The sequence below is a fragment of the Micromonospora sp. NPDC002717 genome (genome assembly GCF_040295705.1).
In the GTDB taxonomy this organism is placed as follows: Bacteria; Actinomycetota; Actinomycetes; order Mycobacteriales; family Micromonosporaceae; genus Micromonospora.
The window spans coordinates 14365-34671 of the sequence record NZ_JBEOVW010000001.1 but is presented as its reverse complement, the minus strand read 5'-3'; the positions used below and the strand labels follow the sequence as shown (position 1 = coordinate 34671).

18 protein-coding genes and 1 tRNA gene are annotated in these 20307 nt (G+C 73.6%); 9 read left to right on the top strand and 10 right to left on the bottom strand.

Translation table 11 applies throughout. The annotated features are described in order from the left end of the window. The first annotated feature begins 5 nt into the window (after positions 1-5). From ABT006_RS00155 to solA, 6 genes are all read left to right on the top strand, one after another. Positions 6-968: a UTP--glucose-1-phosphate uridylyltransferase gene (locus tag ABT006_RS00155; protein WP_350701440.1), complete on the top strand. Its 963-nt coding sequence runs from the start codon at positions 6-8 to the stop codon at positions 966-968. Beyond that, the gene (locus ABT006_RS00150) at positions 965-2278 is read left to right on the top strand and encodes a molybdopterin molybdotransferase MoeA (protein WP_350701438.1); all 1314 of its coding nucleotides are present in this window, start codon (positions 965-967) and stop codon (positions 2276-2278) included. Before ABT006_RS00155 ends, ABT006_RS00150 begins: the two co-directional genes overlap by 4 nt. 131 nt (positions 2279-2409) lie before the next feature. Continuing rightward, complete coding sequence (locus ABT006_RS00145; protein WP_466021992.1) at positions 2410-3018, top strand: GNAT family N-acetyltransferase; 609 nt, start codon at positions 2410-2412, stop codon at positions 3016-3018. 178 nt (positions 3019-3196) lie between these two features. Beyond that, complete coding sequence (gene sepX / locus ABT006_RS00140; protein ID WP_350701435.1) at positions 3197-3991, top strand: divisome protein SepX/GlpR; 795 nt, start codon at positions 3197-3199, stop codon at positions 3989-3991. A gap of 187 nt (positions 3992-4178) precedes the next feature. Next, positions 4179-4252, top strand: a tRNA-Ala gene (locus tag ABT006_RS00135). 205 nt (positions 4253-4457) lie between these two features. Beyond that, positions 4458-5603, top strand: coding sequence for an N-methyl-L-tryptophan oxidase (gene solA, locus ABT006_RS00130; RefSeq protein WP_350701433.1), 1146 nt, complete (start codon positions 4458-4460; stop codon positions 5601-5603). 57 nt (positions 5604-5660) lie between these two features. Here solA and ABT006_RS00125 read toward each other — a convergent pair whose 3' ends face one another. Beyond that, positions 5661-5852, bottom strand: coding sequence for a general stress protein CsbD (locus ABT006_RS00125; RefSeq protein WP_350701431.1), 192 nt, complete (start codon positions 5850-5852; stop codon positions 5661-5663). A 350-nt stretch (positions 5853-6202) separates the two neighbouring features. Between ABT006_RS00125 and ABT006_RS00120 the strand changes: the two genes are divergently transcribed. Continuing rightward, on the top strand, positions 6203-7126 hold the full coding sequence (locus ABT006_RS00120; protein ID WP_350701429.1) for a CPBP family intramembrane glutamic endopeptidase: 924 nt from the start codon (positions 6203-6205) through the stop codon (positions 7124-7126). Between the two features lie 89 nt (positions 7127-7215). On the opposite strand, the gene ABT006_RS00115 is transcribed toward ABT006_RS00120, so the two are convergent. Then, positions 7216-7770 (bottom strand): M23 family metallopeptidase, encoded by a 555-nt coding sequence (locus ABT006_RS00115; protein ID WP_350701427.1) that lies wholly within the window; start codon positions 7768-7770, stop codon positions 7216-7218. A gap of 244 nt (positions 7771-8014) precedes the next feature. On the opposite strand from ABT006_RS00115, the gene ABT006_RS00110 reads away from it, so the two are divergent. Next, on the top strand, positions 8015-8692 hold the full coding sequence (locus tag ABT006_RS00110; protein ID WP_350701426.1) for a hypothetical protein: 678 nt from the start codon (positions 8015-8017) through the stop codon (positions 8690-8692). 90 nt (positions 8693-8782) lie between these two features. Here ABT006_RS00110 and ABT006_RS00105 read toward each other — a convergent pair whose 3' ends face one another. The 3 genes from ABT006_RS00105 to ABT006_RS00095 form a co-directional block, all read right to left on the bottom strand. Next, complete coding sequence (locus ABT006_RS00105) at positions 8783-9844, bottom strand: DUF4352 domain-containing protein (protein WP_350701425.1); 1062 nt, start codon at positions 9842-9844, stop codon at positions 8783-8785. A gap of 148 nt (positions 9845-9992) precedes the next feature. After that, positions 9993-10649, bottom strand: coding sequence for a 4'-phosphopantetheinyl transferase family protein (locus ABT006_RS00100; protein WP_350701424.1), 657 nt, complete (start codon positions 10647-10649; stop codon positions 9993-9995). Then, positions 10642-11754, bottom strand: a complete 1113-nt coding sequence (locus tag ABT006_RS00095) for a DNA glycosylase AlkZ-like family protein (protein ID WP_350701422.1) — start codon at positions 11752-11754, stop codon at positions 10642-10644. Before ABT006_RS00095 ends, ABT006_RS00100 begins: the two co-directional genes overlap by 8 nt. Before the next feature lie 175 nt (positions 11755-11929). On the opposite strand from ABT006_RS00095, the gene ABT006_RS00090 reads away from it, so the two are divergent. Further along, complete coding sequence (locus ABT006_RS00090) at positions 11930-12166, top strand: hypothetical protein (protein ID WP_350701420.1); 237 nt, start codon at positions 11930-11932, stop codon at positions 12164-12166. 13 nt (positions 12167-12179) lie between these two features. Here the strand turns inward: ABT006_RS00090 and ABT006_RS00085 are convergent, their stop codons facing one another. The 5 genes from ABT006_RS00085 to ABT006_RS00065 form a co-directional block, all read right to left on the bottom strand. After that, the gene (locus ABT006_RS00085; protein ID WP_350701418.1) at positions 12180-13004 is read right to left on the bottom strand and encodes a BPL-N domain-containing protein; all 825 of its coding nucleotides are present in this window, start codon (positions 13002-13004) and stop codon (positions 12180-12182) included. Between the two features lie 16 nt (positions 13005-13020). After that, on the bottom strand, positions 13021-14331 hold the full coding sequence (locus ABT006_RS00080) for a heparan-alpha-glucosaminide N-acetyltransferase domain-containing protein (protein ID WP_350701416.1): 1311 nt from the start codon (positions 14329-14331) through the stop codon (positions 13021-13023). Next, positions 14328-15089: a BPL-N domain-containing protein gene (locus tag ABT006_RS00075; RefSeq protein ID WP_350701414.1), complete on the bottom strand. Its 762-nt coding sequence runs from the start codon at positions 15087-15089 to the stop codon at positions 14328-14330. Before ABT006_RS00075 ends, ABT006_RS00080 begins: the two co-directional genes overlap by 4 nt. Next, positions 15089-15898, bottom strand: a complete 810-nt coding sequence (locus ABT006_RS00070; RefSeq protein WP_350701412.1) for a dimethylarginine dimethylaminohydrolase family protein — start codon at positions 15896-15898, stop codon at positions 15089-15091. The genes ABT006_RS00075 and ABT006_RS00070 overlap by 1 nt, the downstream gene beginning before the upstream one ends. A gap of 83 nt (positions 15899-15981) precedes the next feature. Then, on the bottom strand, positions 15982-20067 hold the full coding sequence (locus ABT006_RS00065; RefSeq protein ID WP_350701411.1) for a Pls/PosA family non-ribosomal peptide synthetase: 4086 nt from the start codon (positions 20065-20067) through the stop codon (positions 15982-15984). Positions 20068-20307: the final 240 nt, after the last annotated feature.

The following is a 20307-nucleotide window of genomic DNA, read 5'->3' as shown; positions in this document are numbered from 1 at the left end:
GCGACATGTCGGAGCACTCAGCGAACCCCTCAACGGCGACCGCCGCAACCGGTCGCTCCCGTGCGGTCAAAGCAGTCATCCCGGCCGCCGGACTGGCCACCCGGTTCCTGCCGGCCACGAAGGCGGTGCCCAAGGAGCTGCTCCCGGTGGTCGACCGGCCGGTGCTGCAGTACATCGTCGAGGAGGCCACCCAGGCCGGCATCGGCGACGTCCTGCTGATCACCGGGCGGGGCAAGACGTCGATGGTGGACCACTTCGACCGCCGCCCCGACCTGGAGGCCCGGCTGGAGGAGAAGGGCGACGCCGAGCGGCTGGCCGCCGTGCGCCGCCCCAGCGAGCTGGCCGAGATCTACACCTGCCGGCAGCCCGAGCAGCTCGGCCTCGGCCACGCCGTCGGGTACGCCGAGTCGCACGTCGGCGACCAGCCCTTCGCGGTGCTGCTGGGTGACGAGTTCGTGAAGCAGTCCGAGCCGCTGCTGCCGGCCATGTTGGAGCTCCAGGCGCGCACCGGCGGCGTCGTGCTGGCCTTCTTCGAGGTCGACCCCTCCGAGACCAAGCGCTACGGCATCGCCTCGGTCGAGCCGGCGGAGGCGGAGCTGACCGACATCGGCGAGGTCGTCCGGGTCACCGGCATGGTGGAGAAGCCGAAGCCGGAGGACGCGCCGAGCAACCTCGCGGTGCTGGGCCGCTACGTGCTGCCCGCCAGCATCTTCGACGCGATCCGGCGCACGAAGCCGGGCAGCGGCGGGGAGATCCAGTTGACCGACGCGATGGAGCTGCTGCGCAACGAGGGCACGCCGGTGCACGCGATCGTCTACCGGGGCACCCGCTACGACACCGGCATGCCGCTGGGCTACCTCCAGACCGTGGTGCAGATCGCCGCCGAGCGCGACGACCTCGGCGGCGAGTTCCGCAAGTGGCTGGCCGAGTTCGTCAACTCCGACGTGTCGGGCGTGACTGGTACATGACAGCGTCGGCCGACGCCGAGGCGGCCGCGAACGAGTTGACGCCGCTCGCCGACTACCTGGGCAGCGTGCTGCGCAGGTTACGCGCGCTGCCTCCGCTCGACCTCGACCTCACCCAGGCGCACGGCAACGTCCTCGCCGAGGACGTCGTCGCGCCGCACTCCTTCCCGGCCTTCGACCAGGCGGCCGTGGACGGGTACGCGGCCCGCTGGGAGGACATCTCCGGAGGCGGTCGGGGCGTGGGCTACGTCCCGACCCAGTCCGGCGGGCCGGGCGGGCGCAACGTCCGGCTCAACGTCGTCGGCGACCTCGGCGCGGCGAGTTGGCGCCCGGTGCGGCTCACCCCCGGCGCGTGCTTCTCCGTCGCCGCCGGGGCGCCGCTGCCGCTCGCCGCGGACGTGGTGGTCCCCGTCGAGTGGACCGACCAGGGCATGGCCGCGGTGGAGATCTTCCGCGTCCCCAAACGCGGGTACGGGGTGCGCCGGGCCGGCGAGGAGCTGCCCGCCGGGACCCTGCTGGCCCGGGCCGGCACCTATGTCTCCCCGGCGCTGGTCGCGGTGTTCGCCGCCACCGGCATCGGGCACCTGGTGGTCCGGCCCAGCCCCCGGGTGGTCATCGTGGCCACCGGCGACGAGCTGGTCGACGTGGGCCGGGGCAGCCAGCCCGGCCAGACGGTCGACGCCAACTCGCACGCGCTCACCGCGGCGGCGGCCGAGGTGGGCGCCTTGGCGTACCGGGTGGGCATCTGCGACGACGACCCGGAGGGGCTGCGCGGGCTGCTGGAGGACCAGACGCTGCGCGCCGACCTGATCATCACCACGGGGGGCACCGGCACCGGGCCGGGTGACATGGTGCGGCGGATCCTCTCCCGCCGGGAGGGCGCCCGGGCCGGGCCGGTCACCTTCACCGAGGTGGCGCTCTATCCCGGCACCTCCCTCGGCTTCGGCACGGTCGGCGCCGAGGAGGTGCCGGTCGTGTGCCTGCCCGGCGACACGGGCGCCGCCCTGATCGGCTTCGAGGTGCTGGCCCGCCCGGCGATAAACCTGCTCGCCGGGGCGGAACCGGTGTTCCGGCCCAGCGTTCGCGCGCACCTGCTGGAGACGATCTCGTCGCCGGTCGGGCTGCGCGAGTTCCGCCCCGCGCACGTCGCCGAGCGGCGCGGCGGCGGATACACGGTCCAGCCGCTCAACGGCGGGCCGTACACCCTCTCCGGGCTGGCCGAGGCGAACGGCCTGTTGGTGCTCGGCGAGCGGGTGACCACCGCGGCGGCCGGGTCCACCGTGGACGTCCTCCTGCTGGACCGGCGCCGGTGAGCGTGGCCTCCCGGGCGCGGCTGGACGGACGGTGCGGTGCGGGCGGGAGTGCGCTTGCGGTGACGCGGTCGTGAGCGGAAGCTGACGCGGTGAATCTGTTCGGGGGTGGGCGGGCGCCGGGGTGGCCGGCGGTGCTGGCCGACGGCCCGGTGGTGCTGCGGCCCTACCGGCGGGCGGACGCCGCCGCCTGGTCGGAGGTGCGCCGTGCCAACCGGGAGTGGCTCGCGCCGTGGGAGTCGTCCCTGCCGGGAAGCTGGCACGAGCTGAACTCGCCGGCCGCGTTCCGCTGGGTGCACCGCGACCAGCGCCGGTCGGCGCGCAGCGGCGAGGGGATGCCGTTCGCGGTCTGCCTGCGCGAGGACGGCCGGGAGCGGCTGGTCGGCCACCTCAACGTGGGCAGCATCGTCCGGCGGGCGTTCTGCTCCGGGTACGTCGGCTACTGGGTCGACTCCCGGGTGGCCGGTCGCGGCATCATCCCGACCGCGTTGGCGCTCGCCGTCGACCATGCCTTCGGCCCGGGCGGACTGCACCGGGTCGAGGTGAACATCCGCCCCGAGAACCGGCCGTCCCGCCGGGTGGTGGAGAAGCTGGGCTTCCGCGAGGAGTCGTACCACGTGCGCTACATGCACATCGACGGTGCGTGGCGGGACCACATCGGATACGCGATGACCAGTGAGGAGGTCGCCGCCGAGGGCGGCCTGCTGGGCCGCTGGCACCGGATCCGCGCCATCGCGGGGTGAGTCGTCCCACGGACGGGATCGGCGCGGCGCGTCACCATCCGCGTCGGCGGCCCGTAACCTCAAGTGACTGCAAGCTGTGGCAAGCGCTGCTCCACCCGTACGATCCACGCACCCGACCACGCTCGGTGGAAGATCCTGCGGTCGGGCGGCGGTTGCTCCGAATTCGGTGACGGGAGGGGTGAGGGTGCCGACCTCGGTGCTCCTCGCCGTCCTCGCCGCCGCCGGCCTGCTCGCCCTCGCGCCGGCGCTGGTCCGCCGGTACGACGCCACCGAGCGGCTGGTGGCGGAGCGGGCGCAGTCGACGGCGCGGGTGCTCCAGCGCCGCCGGCGGCGCCGTACTGTCCCGGGGCGGCGGCCGGTCCACCCGCCCCGGTCCCTCGTCGTCACACTGAGCGAGAGCAAGGACGCGGGGGGTCTCGCGGCCCCGGTCTCCGCGCCGCCCGCCGCCCGCCGGTCGAGCCGGCTGCGCGCCGTGCCGCCCGCCGGGAAGAGGAAGACCCGCCGCCGGCCGCCGCCCCGCCGGCAGCACACCCCCGCCGTCTACCGCCGGCGCCGGGTGCTCGCCGCGCTGCTGCTGCTCAACTTCGTCGAGCTGATCGGCGTGATCGTGGTCGGCCCCGGCTTCTGGATCAGCTTCGGGGTCACCGCCACCCTGCTGGTCGCGTACGTCGTACACCTGCGGGCGCGGGCGGTGGCGGATCGCCGGCGGCGGCGGGCGCAGGCCCGGGAGGCGGCCTGGCTGGCCGCCCGGCAGGCCGAGGTGCGGCGGGAGCAGGCCCGTCGGGCGGCGGCCCGCCGGGAGGCCCAGCGCCGGCTGGCGGCCCAGCGTGAGGTGGTGCGCCGCGCGGCGATGGGCCTGGACCGGCCGGCCGACCTGCCCGCGGCGGCCAACGGCGGCTCCGTGTCCTACCGGCGCACGGGCGGCCTGCGCGGCCGCCCGTACCAGTCCGGTCGCGGCACCCACTCGGCCTGAATGTCCGTTTCCGGCGTGGCCGGGATGTCCGCTTCCGGCGTCGCCGATCCGGTCCTCCGTGGGCCGGTTCTCGCCAAGATCCCGCCGCGCCGGGGGTGGATTCGCGGCGGGGGCGGTCGACCTGTTAGCCTTGTCGCCGGCCCGCCCGGTGAAAGCCGGGTGGGACCGACGCCGGTTCGCCGGCGGAGGGGCTGTGGCGCAGACCGGTAGCGCACCTCGTTCGCATCGAGGGGGTCAGGGGTTCAAATCCCCTCAGCTCCACCCAGTTCGAAGGCCGTTTCCCATCGCGGGAGACGGCCTTTTTGGATCTTGTGCAGCAGCGAAGTGCAGGCAGTCGGCGACCGCAGGGTCGATGGGGCTGGCCGCGAGCTAGTCCGGCAGCGGCGTGGGATGCATCGTGAGGTAGATCAGCCCCTGCTCATCTGCGCCGTTTGCCGATGATGCCCGAAGGCGGGAGGAAGCGGACATGTCGGTCTACGACGTCATCGTCGTGGGGCTCGGTGGGATGGGCAGCAGCGCCGCCTACCACCTGGCCGCGCGGGGGCAGCGCGTGCTCGGTCTGGAGAGGTTCGGGCGGGCGCACGACCGGGGGTCCAGCCACGGCGGCTCGCGCATCATCCGGCAGTCGTACTTCGAGGACCCGGCCTACGTGCCGCTCCTGCTCCGGGCGTACGAGCTGTGGGAGAGGCTGGAACACGACGCCGGGCGGGAGATCATCTCGCTCACCGGCGGGGTGTTCGTCGGCCGACCGGAGAGCCTCACCTTCGCCGGCAGCCTGCGCGCGTCGCGCGAGTGGGACCTGCCGCACGAGATCCTCGACGCGGGTGAGCTGCGCCGCCGCTTTCCGACGTTCAGTCCACGGGACGACGAGTTGGCGCTCTTCGAGGCCAAGGCGGGCTTCGTACGCCCCGAGGCGACCGTCGCCGCTCACCTCGACCTCGCCGCCGGGCACGGCGCCGACCTGCGCTACGGCGAGCCGGTGGCGCGCTGGGAGGCGCTGCCCGAGGGCGGCGTACGCGTGACGACCGAGAAGGGTTCCTACACCGCCGGCCGGCTCGTCGTCTGCCCGGGTGCCTGGGCGCCCGAACTCCTCGCCGACCTCGGCGTGCCGTTGACGGTCGAGCGGCAGATCATGTACTGGTTCCAGCCGGAGACCGGGGTCGGCCCCTTCGAGCCCGGGCGGCAACCCATCTACATCCACGAGGACGCCGCCGGCACGCAGGTGTACGGCTTCCCGGCCATCGACGGGCCCGACGGCGGTGCCAAGGTGGCCTTCTTCCGTGGCGGTGCGCTCTGCACGCCGGACACCATCGACCGGCAGGTGCACCCGGAGGAGGTGCAGGACATGCAGCAGCATCTCGCCGGGGTCCTGCCGACCCTTCCGGGCCGGTTCCTGCGGGCCGCGACCTGCATGTACACCAACACGCCGGACCAGCACTTCGTGATCGCGACGCACCCGTGGCACCCGCAGGTCACCGTCGCGTGCGGGTTCTCCGGGCACGGCTTCAAGTTCGTCCCGGTGGTCGGGGAGATCCTCGCCGACCTGGCGACGAGCGGCGCGACCGCACACCCCATCGGGCGCTTCGACCCGCGACGCGACTTCTCCGGCTAGCCCCCGACATGGAGCACCGCCCCCGGCGCGCGGCCGGGGGCGTGGCGACGTGCCGGGTCAGGTGGTGAAGTTGTCCCGCGCGTCCCGAGCGTCCTCCTGAACGTGCTCGCCGGGCTGGTTGCCCCGTATCTCGTCCCGCTTCGCCACCCGCTCCGCCTGCGCCCGCTCGCCCTGTGCCATGTCGCCCATCCGCGCCCTGGCGGCGCCGGCGACCCGCTCGACCTTGTCCTTCGCCCTCTCCAGGCTCATGTCGCCTCCCTGTCGCTTCGGCGGACCAGGGTGCTGTCCGCGTCTCCCGACCTGCGTCCCCGCCCGCCCCTCGGTGAAAACCCCGATCAGCGGCTGGGGCCGGTCACCGAGGCGGTTGAGCGCCGGCTGAGTGCCCTCGGCCGGAACGGGCCTTTTTCCGACGCCGGTGCCTCCGTGGACGGGGTCCGCGTTCGCGCAGGTCGTCGCGCGAATCCTTGTCCGGCCGGAACCAGGGGCTGGTCAGGGATCGACCAGGGTTGGTCCCGATGCCCCCGCGCCGCCCGCGTCGGAATGCTGGATCCAGACGGCTGGCAGGTCGTCTGTGTCCGATTCGTCATAGAGGGGCTACCGTGACCGCCCGAACACCCATAAGCAGTCGCAACACCACCGAGCTGGGGGCGGCAGGCCTCACCTTCCGGTCGCTGCGCACCTTCTTCCTCGCCACTTTCGGCCTGTCCTGGGGTGCGGGCATGCTGTACGTGCTGCTCCAGGCGAAGGTCGAGGCCATCTTCGGGCCCATGGGCTACACCAACCCGGTCTTCATTTTCATGGTCTACGCACCCGGCATCGTGGGCGTGTTGATGGTGTGGCGCCACTACGGCATGTCGGGCCTGGGCGCCTTCTTCCGTCGCTTCGCGTTGTGGCGGATGTCGCGGTCGTGGTGGCTGGTGCTGATCGTCGGCATGCCCGCGGTGTTCTATGCCGGAGCCGCGGTCAGGGGCAACCTCACCGACCCGTTTCCCTTCTCGCCGTGGCACGCCGTGCTGCCGGCCCTGCTGGCGATGTTCCTCATCGGCCCCATCGAGGAACTCGGCTGGCGGGGCGTGGCGCTGCCGCTGCTCCAGCGGCGGTTCTCGCCGCTGTGGGCCGGGCTCCTGCTCGGCCTGGTGGTGGCGGTCTGGCACACGCCGTCGTTCTTGGTGAGCGGGACGAAGCAGTCCGCGTGGGCGTTCTGGCCGTTCTTCTTCGGGGTCGTGGCGATCAGCGTCATCCTCACGCCGATGTTCAACGCCGCACGGGGGAGCCTGCTTGTGCCGTTCCTGTTCCACGCGCAGATGAACAACCCGGTCTGGCCCGACGCCCAGCCGTGGGACATGTGGCTGTTCGTCGCGGCGGCCGTCCTGGTGGCCGCGGTGAGCCGCAAGGCCATGCTCGACCGCGGTGCGGCGGTGACCACGATCCTCGCCGGGGGAGACGACCCCGGCGACGCCGGGACCGACGCCTCGCCCGTGGACCGGTCGCCCGGGACGGCGGCCGGCCGGCGCGCCGTGTGACGGTCCATGTCGTCCGGTGAAGCCACCGAATCCCACGTGTCCTGCTCGCTGTCATCGGGCGAGCAGGACACGTGGGAGGGCGTCGTCGGTCAGGCGTAGTAGTTGACGCTGACCGGCCAGGTGCCGGTCCACGGCGTCCAGCCCTGGAGCGTGGCGGGGATGCCCACGCGGGTGCTGCAGTTGATGACCTGGAAGTGCAGGTGCGGCGCGGTGGACGCGCCGGTGCTGCCCGACCAGCCGATGACCCGGCCCTGCGGGACCCAGGTGCCGGCGTTGTAGATCGCCCGGTTCAGGTGCGCGTAGTGGGTGCACTGGCCGTTCGAGTGCCGGATGATCACCTCGATGCCGTTCTGCCAGTACGGCGACCAGTTCGACATGATGATGGTGCCCGCCTGGGAGGCGGAGACCTCGTAGTTCGCCGGCAGCCCGAAGTCCCAGGCGTACTCGTTGTACGCGCCGACGTGCGAGTACGTGCCCTCCGGCCCCTGGGTGACCCGGTAGGACTCGCCGGCCGGGTACGGCAGCTCGTAGTAGTAGTTCGCGGCCGAGGCCGGGGTGGCCCCGACGACCACGGCCCCGGCGACCAGCAGCATCGCGCTCACGGTCGCGCCGATCCGGCGCAGGACCGTCTTCCCTCTGTTCACTGTGGATCCCTCTTCGGTGTGCCAGCAGAGATTCAGCACCGTCATCGTCGACCGCACCGGTGGGAACTGAACAACACGCCGGAGGGTGGTTCAACGAACCGGGTGGACGACAGGGGTGGGATCAGGGGTCGCCGCGACTACGGGTGACGAGGGCGAGGCATCGCGTCGAGACGAACCCCACCCGGCGTCCCGACGGCCGGCGCTCGTGCGGGCGGTCACTACGCTGCCGCCCGTGGATCGATTGATGAGCGTTTTCCTGTTTGCCGGCTGCGGGGCGTTCGCCGTCCTCCTCGGGGTCGGGCTCACCGCGCTGGTCGTGACGACCCACCGTCAGGAGCGGGAACGGCGGGACCGGTGGCGGCAGTGGGCCGCCCGGTACGGCTGGACGTACGCCGAGAGACCGCAGGTCGCCTGGACCGACCGGGTGCCGGGCCGCAGCCGCCGGGGCGTGCGGTTCGCGCTGGCCGGGATGCTGCACGGTCGCCCGGTGGGGGTGGCCGAGTACGCGTACACGGAGACGCACACCTCGACCGGGGCGGACGGCAACCAGACGACCAACTCGCAGACCCACACGTACGTCGTCTGTTCGGTGTGGCTGCGGCGGCAGTTCCCGCCGCTGGCGGTCGCGCCGCGCCACGTGTTCTCGAAGCTGGGACGCGCGCTGTTCGGCAGCGACAGCTACGCCACCGGGCACGAGGAGTTCGACCGGCAGTGGCGGGTGGGCGCGGCGGCCCCGGGTCAGCAGGCCCTGGTCGGGCCGACCCTGATCGGCGCGCACCTGGCGGGGGCGGTGCCGGCCTGGAGCGTGCGCGGCGCGGAGCTGATCACCTACCGGCGCGGCCGGCTGAACGACCCGGCCCTGGTGCCGTCCCTGGTGACTCCGCTGATCACGGTCGCCGACCTGCTGGAGCAGGGCCGCTGACCGCGCACCGGGCACGCCGGCGGGGAACGGCTCCGGACAGCGCGGGAGGCCGGCCCCCGAGGGGACCGGCCTCCCGTCAGCGGGTGCGGACTACGGCTTCCAGGAGCCGGCGCTCTCGAACCTGTGCTTGTACTCCAGTGCGCCGTTCTTGTCGCGGACGTCGAACACCACGGTGCCCGTGCGCTTGCTGCCCTCGCGCAGGTTGTTGCCGGAGCTCAGCGTGTCGCCGCAGCCGGAGAGCGCGCTCGCCAGGCCGTTGGTCGTGGTGCCGTCCGAGGCCACCCACTCGAAGTAGAACGGGTTGATCGAGCCCTTGCCCTTGGTCACCGTGGCGGTGACGTGGGCGATCAGGTACATACCCTTGTCCGGGTCCGGAGCGTACTCCCGGCAGCCCTTGGTGGAGGTGGTGAACCGGGTGACCGTGACCTCGAGGGTCCCCTCGTCGTCGGAGAGGACCAGCGTGTCGCCGGGCTTCATGTTGTAGGTCTCGTCGTCCTTGCCCGGGGCGGCGCTGGTGGCGGGCGCCCCGCCCGGCGCGGCGTTGGTGGTCGCCGGGGTGGGCAGGGCCTTCTCCAGGTCGTCCTTCGCCTTGTCGGCGCCGGCGACGACCGCCGCGATGCCGCCGACGCAGCAGAGCAGGGTCAGCACGACCGCCACGATCGCGATGATCAGGACGGTCTTCTTCTTGTTGTTCGGCGGCGCGACCGGCTGCGGCGGGCCGAGCGGGTAGCCGGGCGCGCCGGACGTCACCTGCGGGTACGGCGTGCCGGAGATCGGCGGCTGCGGCATCCCGGACGTCGGCTGGTGCGGTGGGGCCCACGGCTCGCCCGGCGTCCCGGACACCGGCGGCTGCGGCGCGCCGGAGACGGGCGGCTGCGCCCACGGCTCGCCGGGCACGCCCGACACCGGCGGCTGCGGGGCGCCGGAGACCGGCGGCTGGGGCGCGGCCCACGGGTCGTTGGCCGGCTGCTGCGGCACGGGCGGGAGCGGGGCCCACGGGTCGCCCGCGGGCTGGGGGCCGCCGGAGACCGGCGGCTGGGGCGGGTAACCGCCCTGGTTGGCGGGGAACTGCGGTGCCGGCGGGTACGGCTGCTGCTCCGGGCTCGGCTGGTAGGGATCCTGCGGCCCGTATGGGGGCTGGGGGTGACTCACCGTACTCCTAGGCACCTGACGACGACGGCAAACGCGGCTGACGCTACCGTGCGCGGACAACGGAACATCTTCGCGTCTCCGGCGGCCCGGCGTCGTCCTCTGAACGGGTCCCGTGCCGGGTCGAAGGGGCCATGGCTCCCGTGGCGGGTCAGCGGGGGAGCAGCACGGCGGCGGTGCGCACCAGGGCGTCGTCGACGCTGAACCGGCCGGTGACCAGGGTCGGCGGGTCGGCCACCGGGGCGGCGTCGATCCGGGCCGGCGTGATGCGGGCGGTGAACGTGCCGGCGTCCGGGTCGAGTTCCACCAGGGCGTCGTGGAAGTCCAGCCAGGTGCCGACGACCGGATGCCACACCTTGTAGATCGTCTCCTTGGCGCTGAACACCACCGCCGGCCAGGAGGTCCCCGCCGGCAGGCGGGCGAACCGGTCCTCCTCCTCGGGCAGGCAGATCAGCCGGCGTACGCCCGGGTTGAGCTCCTTGTGCCGCTCGGCGTCGATGCCGACCGACCGGACCTCGGCGCCGCGGGCGGCGACGGCCGCGCAGTAGTCCCGGGTGTGGGTGATGGCACCGACCACGCCCGCGGGCCAGACCGGCGAGCGGTCGGCCGCCGCCGGCACCGGGGCCGGGGACACGCCGAGCGCCGCCATCGCGCGGCGGGCGCACACCCGCCCGGCGGTGAAGTCGCGGCGGCGGCTCTCCACCGCCCGCTCGCTGAGGCACGCCCGCTCGGCCGGCAGCAACTCGCCCGTCCAGTCCGCCGGCCCGGCCACCGCCACCGCCACCGACGGCGGCAGCAGGTCACGCATCGCCGCTCCCCGAGAGGTACGCCCCCACGCGCGCCCGCTCGGCGTCGAGCCCGCCGGCCGGCACCGGCGGCGACTCCGGCCACAGGTCCACCACCGGCTCGCCGTCGCGGGCCTCCCAGGTGCCCACCACCCGCCCCCGGTGCACCACCACCGGCGAGATCCAGCCGGCGGCCCGGCTGACGGAGGCGCGTCGGTCGGCCGGGACGATCGTGGTGTCCTTCGTGCCCGGCCCGAGCACCCACTGGTCGAAGGCGGGCAGCAGGCGTACGGCGTCGTCGGGGCGGGCGGCGGCGATCTCGTCCACGTCGACTGCCCGGGCGTACGCCGGCCGCTCGTCGACGGTCACCGGCACCAGTACGCCCGCGTCGACGAGCCGGGCGAACCATCCGCGCAGCGCGGCCCGCTTCGAGCCGCCCCGGCTCAGCCACTGGTCGAAGGTCTCCGCGCTCGCCGGCCCGTACGCGCCCAGCCAGGCCGGCACCACCCGGGACGCGGCCTCCTCAGGGTCGGGCAGGCCGGGCCAGTCGGGCAGCAGCGTCTCCGGCCGGGTGAAGGTGACCCGGTTTCCCTCGGTCGGCCCCTGCACCAGCAGGCCCTGCCAGGCCAGCGGCTTGAGCACTGCCCCCCACCCGGAGTCGAGGTGTGCGGCGACCGTCCGGTCGCCGGTGCGTTCCACGATCTCGGCGGTGAGCTGCTCCCGGGTCAGCGTCCGGCCGTCCAGCGCGGCGGCGGCCGACTCGGCGATCGCCGCGAGCCGGTCCACGGTCACGAAGGTGCGCTGCCACGAGCCCTTCTCCCAGAACCGGCCGGCGGCCAGCAGGGACAGGCAGGCGGGCGCGTCCTCGACGCGCAGCACGTGCAGGGTGCCGCGCATCGCCCAGGTGCGCAGCAGCCGACGCCCCGCGAGCGCGGCCGCGACCGCCCCGGGCCGGGGATCGGCCTGCCGGGCGGCGACGGCCTGCTCGGCGGCGGAGGCCACCTGCGCCTGCACGCCGACGAGCCGGCCGACCACGTCGACGGGGTCCACGCCCGTCGGTCGGTGCAGCAGGTGCCGGCCGGCCCGCCAGGCCAGCACCTGGTCCACGGTCAGCGTCGCGATGGCCATGGTTGGTGAACGTACCGCAACCGCGTAACGCCGTAGCGTTCCGTGGCGCTGAATGGGGCGTCGCAGGGGGGACGGCTCTCATCCATTGTCGACTCTGGTCCGCCGGGGGGCGGGCCGCCACGTGAACCGGAGAGGGAGTGCGATGACCGGTGGTGTGGAAGGCTCAAAGTCCCCCATGGACGATCACGCCCCGGTGGCGCCGGGCTGGACCTGCGGCACCTGCGGCGCCGACTGGCCGTGCGCCACCAAGCGCGCCCGGTTGCTGGAGGAGTACCGGGTCGACCGCGCCATGCTCAGCGTCTACCTGGGCTCCTGCCTCGCGGCCGCCGCCCAGGACCTGACGCCGGCGCCCGGGACCACCCTCCAGGACCGGTTCATGGGCTGGCTGCCCCGGCAGCACCGGCGCGAGTGACGGCGCGGGCCGATCAGCTCCCACCGGACGTCGGGGCCCACCCGTCCACCGTGCTCCGCACCAGGTCGTGGCCCAGGTCGAGGCGGATGCCGTCCGGGTTGGTCAGCTCGGCGTCGGCGTACCACGACCGGTCGGCTTCGGGGTGCGGTCCCACGAGTCCGACCCGCCCGGCGCCGAAGGCGGTGACGACGGCGGCGGGTGCGCCGGTGTCGTAGGTGGCGAGCACCATGCCCGGCGCCCCGGGTCGCAGCTCGAGCGTCGGCCCGTCCTGGAAGAACATGTGCCGGGCCCTGCCGCGCCACCGAACGGGGATCACCGCGTCGTCGACGCTGTCGACGCTCGCCCCGGCCGTCCTGATGTACTGGTCGACCTTCCCGTCGAGCAGCCCGAAGCCGGGCCGGGCGGCGGCGAGGTACGCCCCCAGGCAGAAACCGAGGTAGTGGCCGCCGTCGCGGACGAAGCCACGGACGTCCTCGGCGTGGTCACGCAGCCTGCGCCAGGCCGGGCCGACGTTGCCGCCGCCGGGTTGGGCGTAGACCGCCGCGTCGGTCAGCGTGCTCCGCGAGACCTGCCGCTGCTCGCCCGGGCCGCAGTATTCGGTGCGGAACCCGACCGGTGCGCTGCGCAGGAGGGCGGCCACGGCCTCGGCGCAGCCGGAACAGGCGGCCGGCCCCCGGTAGACCAGTGCCAGCGGCCGGTCGCCGTTCCCGGTGACCGCCGACACGCCGGCCCACGCGAGGGCGGCCAGGGTGCCGGCGGCGCCGGCACCGACGACGAGGCGTCGCCGGCTGATCCGCCCGGTCTCTTCCCGCAGCAGGCCCGAGATGGTCCGTCCCATGTCGCACCCCTGCCGTTCAGCCGCGCCGCCAGGCGGTCGCGTGCCGGTCGGCGGAAGGCGGTGCGTACATCGACATGCCGCCCCGGCCCCGCGATGCTCGGCCCGGCCGGGCGACCAGTCGACCCGCGCCGCGCGAGAGCAGCGTCACGAGCCCTTCCAGCGGGCCGCGGCCCGCGGTTGCCCACCAGGCGGTCGCGATCAGCGTGATGGCCACGACCTGCGCGACGTATCCGGCCGTGGGCTCGAGGGTGTCGAGGTCGGAATTGATGAACACGATGTGCGCGGTGTAGAGCGTCAGCGTCATGCTGCCGGCCGCGGCGAGGGGCACCAGCAGCACGGAGGTCGCCCGCCGCGCGACGTGGCCGAGGAGCAGCATGGCGGCGAGCACGGCGATCGCGCTCCCGATCGTGCCGAGCAGATCGAGCGGGGTGCTGGTGTGCGGCGCGTCGACCGCGAGCCACCACCACGTCGAGGTCGGCGTGCTGCCGTCCCCGCCGAGCGCGAGGAGCCCGCTCGTCTCGGCCACGGTCAACCCGCTCTTCGGCTGCGTCAACCAGATCTGCTGCAGGCCCTCGTACCGGTTCAGCAGGACCCACGACACCACCGGCGCCGCCGAGGCGAGCGCGACCCCGGTGTAGAGCAGGCCGAGGATCACCGACATCCGGGTGAGGGTCAACCGCCCGACCACCAGCCCGGCGCAGAGGTACGCCAGCCACGTCACCGCGGGGAACTCCCCCGTCATCGACAGCTCGGTGAGCAGCGCGCCGGGAGCGTCGACGAGATGCGCGAACCCCGGGTTGTCGTAGGTCGGCTCCGGCAGCTGCGGCAGCAGGAGCTGGCGGAGCACGGGACTGCCGGCGGCCACGGCCAGGCCGGTGAACGCCACCAACCAGGTCGGCAGGAACACCAGCGGGATGGCCAGCACGAACATCACCGCGTAGTACGGCAGGATCACCGACGCCAGGGACGCGTCGGCGTAGCCCAGTGCCAAGCCGATCGCGCCGATGGCCAGGGCCCGGACGACGAGCGCCGCCACCGGACCCGCGCCGGCGGTCAGGCGGACCCGCCGTCGACCGGTCATGAACGCGATGCCGACCCCGGCCAGCACCGCGAACAGGGCGGCCGCCCGACCGCCGAAGATGGTGAACGACCAGGTCGGTCGCCCCAGGGCGTCGGACTGGTACAGCGAATGCACGGCGATCATCCCGAACAGCGCGACGCCACGCGCGGCGTCCACGCCGAGCAGTCGGGAGCGCCCGGACGTCGCGGGCGGAGCGTCGGCGGCCCGGTCCAGGGCGGCGCGGCTGAGGTAAACGGTCGGTGTCATGGCCTCATCACGGTGTCGATCAGGTCGCAGCCGAGATCCGTGCCGAGCCGGTCGGCGATCGGCAACCCGGCGTCGACGTACCAGTCGTCGGTGGCTTCGGGGTGGGGGCCGACGACTGCGACCCGGCCCGCGCCGAAGGGGGCGACCATCGCGGCGACGGTGCCGTTCGGGTAGGTCGCGAGGACGTCGGCCTCGGCCTTCGGGCGCAGCCAGAAGTACGGGCCGTCCTGGAAGAAGAGCGTCCGCCGCCGGCCGCGCCAGGAGACCTGGACGACGGTGTTCCGCTCCGAGTCGACCGTGGCGGCGGACGAGGCGATGTACTGGTCGGTGTCCCCGGGCAGGAGGCCGAAGCCGGGCGTGGCCCCCGCGAGGTATCCGCCGAGGCAGATGCCGAAGTACCTCCCGCCGGAGTGGACGAACTGCCTGATCTCGTCGCGGTGGTGCTTCAGGTGGCGGTAGCCGCGTTTGAGGGTGCCGCCACCGGGCTGGGCGTAGAGCGTCGCCCCGGCCAGGGCCCGCCGGGTCAGCGGCAGGTCGTCCGCGTCCGGGCCGACGTACCGGACGTCGAAGCCCCAACGGCTGGACTTGAGCAGCGCCGCCACCGCCTCCGGGCAGCCGGGCAGCGTCGCCGGCCCCCGGTAGACCAGCGCCACCGGCGGCTCCGGCGACCCGGACAGTGGCGAGCGGACCGTCAGGCCACGACCGGCGAGTGCCCGCCCGCCGGCGGCGAGCAGCCGACCGACGTTCCCCATCGCCATCACGGCCTCGTCGGCAGCGGGTTGTCGAGGGTCAGCGCGGTGCAGCGGACCCCGCCTCCGCCCTTGGCTAGCTCGGTCGTGTCGAGTTCGACGACCCGCAGGCCGCGCTCACGCAGCGCGGTCGCCAGCCGCGGCGCCCCCCTGGTCATGGTCACGGTGGTGCCGTCACTGATCAGGTTGAGCGCGAAGCGCGTCGCCTCCTCGACGCAGACCTCGATCAGGTCCATGCCGAGGCCGCGCAGCCGGTGGCGGCTCGGCTCGTCGAGGGCCTCCGGGCAGTAGGCGAGCGTTCGCCCCGGCTCGACGACCCCGACCGCCAGGTCGAGGTCGTACCACTGGTGGCTCACCGTTCGCAGCGGCACGATCTCGTAGCCCAACTCCCCCGCGAGCACGGCATGCATCCGCCGGTCGGTCCGCTGGCCGTAGCCGGCGAGCAGCAGGTCGCCGCAGGCCAGGGCGTCGCCCTGCCCGCTGAACGGGTACGGCGCCTCCAGGACCTCGAAGTCGTGGTCGATCAGCCACTCCTGGAAGTACGGCAGCTCCGCCTTGCGCTCCGGTGGTGGTGCGCCCAGCACGGCCCGACGGCCCCGCACCAGGGCGGCGTTGGCGGTGAAGACCATGTCCGGGCACTCCGGCGCCGACGTCACGTACTCGATGCGGCGCCCCGCCGCGCGGTGCGCGGCGACGATGCGCTCGTGTTCGAGGATCGCCACCGCGTGGTCGGGCTGGATCGCGGTGTGCATGTACGGGTTGATCTCGTAGTCGACGCGGAAGTGGACCGCGTCGGAAACCAGCAGTGCCTTGTTCATCGAGCGTTCTTCCCTTTCGGTGAGTGGATGGTGGACGGGATCGGGCTGCGGCGCGGTGCGAGCCGCGGCCGTACCGCGCGGCATCAGGCCGCCCGTTGGCCGGTGGTGTCGTGGGTGAGTACGCCCTGGGCGGGGATCCCGCGCCATCGGGTCCCGGGAACCAGGTGTTCGCCCTTCATCAGCAGCGAGAGCGAGCCCAACATGACGTCGTCGCCGACGACCGCGTCGTAGAGCACGATGGCGCGGGTGCCGATCGTGGCGCCGGCGCCGACCGTGACGACGGACATCTTCATCACCCGGTCCTCGAACAGGTGGGTCTGCAGCGACACCTCGGTGCCCACGGTCGCGTCGTCGCCGATCTCGACGAGGTCGAACTCGGTGAGGTACGTCGTGCCGATCCAGGTGCGTCTGCCGACGCGGACCCCGAACCAGCGCAGCAGCGGCGGCAGGAACGGCGTGCCGACCAGGAGCCCGATGCCGGCGGGGACCGCCGCGGCCTCGTAGAGGCCGGTGACGAACTCGGTGCGCCGGACGAAGCCGCTCCACAGCGGTTCCACCCGGGGCCGGTAGGTGCCGACGACGTTGCGCTTGGTCGCCGCGCAGAAGGCGATCACGGCGACGCTCGACGTCATCGCGACGAAGGGCGACACCAGCGCCGGCACGAGCAGGTCCCGACCGTTGGCGAGTTGGGACAGCGCCAGGAGGTAGAGGTAGAAGCTGGCGCCGAGCACCGATGCGGGCAGGGTCGCGCGGAAGAACTCGACGAACAGCCGGCGGGCCACCACGGGGCGCGGCGGGCGGTACGTCACCTCCTCTGAGAAGGAGCCGCTGCTCTGGCGCGCCGGCAGGTGCATCGCCGGTGAACCCAACCAGGACGTGCCCTGCGGGACGCCGTCGTCGGGCGGGAGCGTGCCGACGCCGATCAGGGACCCCTCGCCCAGCACCGTGCCGGCCGGTACGAACGCGGCGTTGCCGACGAAGGCTCGGTCACCGACCGTGGTGGGCAGGAACGCCATCCGGCCGTTGGCGAACGTCGCGGCGCCGAGGCTGGCCATGTCGGCGACGAAGCTCTCCGATCCCAGGGCGAGCAGGTCCGGGTCCAGGTGCGCGGCGGTGGAGACCTCGGCGCCGCGGCCGACCCGGGCACCGAGCAGCCGCAGCCAGGGCCCGGTGTAGAGGGTCGCGTAGAGCGAGTTGGTGAACATGAGGCTGGACTCGAGCAGCTTGTCGGTGATCCACTTGCGCACGCCGAGCATCGAGTGGACGCGATGGTGGATGCCGACCGGCGCCCGCGGCAGCACGAGCCGCTTGCCGGCGGCGACCAACGCGCAGACGGTGAGCACGTAGACGATCCCGGCCGGTAGGGTCGCGACCAGGCCGGCGAGCAGACCACGGTTCAGCAGCACCCACCACACCAGCGCCACGCTGGGCAGGACCATCGCGATCGCCATGAGTTCCAGCCCGACCAGGCCGACCAGCGCGGCGGCGATGTGGTGCACGCGCCAGCCACGCCGCAGGCGGCGGTAGCTGAGCAGCGATTCCGCGGTGGGAGACAGCCGGGGGGTCGGTGCCGGCGGCGAGCCCGCCCAACGCTCCCCGGGCGGCACCGTCTCGCCGTGCACGAGGACGGACTGTTCGCCGAGGCCGGCGTTCGCCCCGACCGAGGCGCCGGGCTCGAGGACCGCGTTCGCGCCGACGAAGGCGTCCGCCCCGATCGTGACCGGCCCGACGACGACCCAGCCGTCCTCCGCCCGCCACGGCCGCAGCGAGACTCCGTAGCCGACCGAGGCGTCCCGCCCGACGGAGATCAGGGTCGGCAGGCTGATCGCGGCGGTCGCGATCGTGGTCCGGCGGCCGATCCGGGCACCGAGCAGCCGCAGGTAGGTCGCCATCAGCGGAGAACCGCTGAGCACGGGCAGCGGCCCGACCGCCAGCAGCGTGTTCAGCGCCCAGAGCCGGACGTAGGTGGGGCCCCACAGGCGGTACCGGCCGGGCCGGATGCCCGCGGCCAACGGCCGGGCCAGCAGAACCGGCAGCAGCCACCGCACGCCGAGGTAGCTGAGCAGGATCGCGACCATCAGCTCCACGAGGACGCGGACGGACACGAAACCGTCGTTGCGGGTGTAGACGTAGGAGACGGGGAGCGTGACCGCCAGCAGCAGCAGGTAGATCACCGCCGCCTGGCCGGACCCGGCCAACGCGATCCGCCGGCTGCTGTGCCGCACCGGGGCGGTACGGGGCGGAGCGCTGGGCGCGACGGTCCGATCGGCGGCGCCGAGATGAGCCGCCATGCCCCGTACGGTCGGGTGGGCGTACAGGTCGCGGACCGCCGGGCTCACGCCGACCTTGCGGGCGCGCAGCAGCGACACCACCCGCGCCGCGAGCAACGAGTGCCCCCCGAGGTCGGCGAAGAAGTCCGCCTCGACCGACAGCGCCTCGGACTCGACGCCGAACGCCTCCGCCCACGCCGCGCGTACCTGCTCCTCCAGCTCGCCCTCGGCGGCCACGACGGGGCCGGTGGCGAGGGTGAGCCGGCGGTTCGGCGGGGGCAGCCGTTTCCGGTCGACCTTGCCGCTGGGCATGGTCGGCAGTGCGGTGACGAGGTCCAGGAAGGAGGGCACCATGTAACCGGGCAGCCGGGTCTGCAGGGTCTGGCACAGCCGGGCGACCAGTTCCTCGTGCCCGTCCTCGTCGCTGTCGTGCGCGACGAGGTAGGCGGCCAGCTCGTGGGGGGCGTCCGGGGCGTCGGCGACCGGGACCAGCGCCGCCACGGCCTCGGCCACCCCCGGGTCCTCCAGCAGCACGCTCTCGATCTCACCGAGGTCCACCCGATGGCCACGGATCTTGACCTCGGAGTCCGCCCGGCCCAGGTACTCGATCTCGCCGTCCGCGGTGATCCGACCGAGGTCCCCGGTGCGGTACAGCCGACCGTCGGGCGGCGCCAGGGCGTGCGCGATGAACCGGTCGGCGGTCAGGTCCGGGCGCCCCACGTACCCGCGCGCCACCCCCGGGCCGCCGATGCAGATCTCACCCACCTCGCCGTCGGCGACCGGCTGCCGCCGCTCGTCCAGCAGCACCACGGAGTAGGTCGGCAGGGGCCGCCCGATGGTGACCGGCCGCCCGGGGAGCAGCTCGCCCCAGGTCGCGGTGACCGTGGCCTCGGTCGGCCCGTAGGTGTTGAGGATTCGCCGGCCGGGCCGGCTCCACCGCTCGACCAGCTGCCCCGGGCAGGCCTCCCCGCCGACGAGCAGGTTGCGGATCCGGGGCAGGTCGCGCGGAACGGTGGCCAGCAGGGTGGGCACGCAGTAGAGGACGGTGATGCGTGCCTCGTCCAGGAAATCCGCCAGCTCCGCGCCGAGGCGGCGCGAGTCGTTCGGACCGGCCACCAGGGTGGCACCGACCGACCACGTCGGCCAGATCTCCTCGATCGCGAAGTCGAACGCGATCGTCATGCCCTGGTAGACCCGGTCCGTCGGGCGCACGTCGTACACGCCGGGCACCACGTCCAGGAAGTTGCAGATGCTCGACTGCGCGACGTCGACGCCCTTGGGTCGACCGCTCGACCCGGAGGTGTAGATCACGTAGGCGCCGGGGTCCCGGCTGCCGTCGCCGCCGAGTTCCGGCCGGTCGCCGGGCGCGGCGGCGAGTTCGGCAGCGCACTCGTCGACGACGAGGGCCGGCCGGTCGCCCACCCGGTCGGCGAGCGCCGAGGACGTCAACACCAGGTCGACGGCGGAATCCTCGGCGATGTAGGCGACCCGGTCGGCCGGGGACTCGGGGTCGATCGGCACGAATGCCGCGCCGGCCTTCCCCACGCCCAGCAACGCCACGTACGTCTCGACGGAGCGCCGCAGCAGGATGGCCACCCGCGAGCCGTCGCCGACACCCAGCGCGCGCAGGTGGTGGGCCAACCGGTTGGCGCGTTCGTCCAGCTCGCGGTAGGTCAACCGCGCACCGCCGCACTCGAGCGCGATGGCCGACGGGTTCCGGTCGCACGCGGACTCGAACACGTGGTGCAGGCGTCGCGTGCGCCTGACGCCGCCCTCGTCCCACGGCCCCCGTACGGCATCGACGACCAGCGAGCCGACCGCGACGTGCGCCTCCGCGTCCGGAAGACGCTCCGGCACCGGGGGAGACGTGGGCGTACCGGTGAGACCTACCTGTTCCACGGAACCGCAAACCTCCTGCGTCGATTACGAGCAAGCAACCGGTGCCGTGCGGCGGACGCCTGTGCGGACCCCCGTCGTCACCGGACCGGTGGCAGGGATGCCCGACAGAAGCCACCCGCAGGGCAGGTGCGATGGACACCGAGATCGCCGTGAAGCCCGCTAGGCGTCACGGAAATGGCACATCGTCGTGACGGTTGTCGGCCGAACCGCCGACCGTCGCCGGGATCAGCCGGTGCCTGC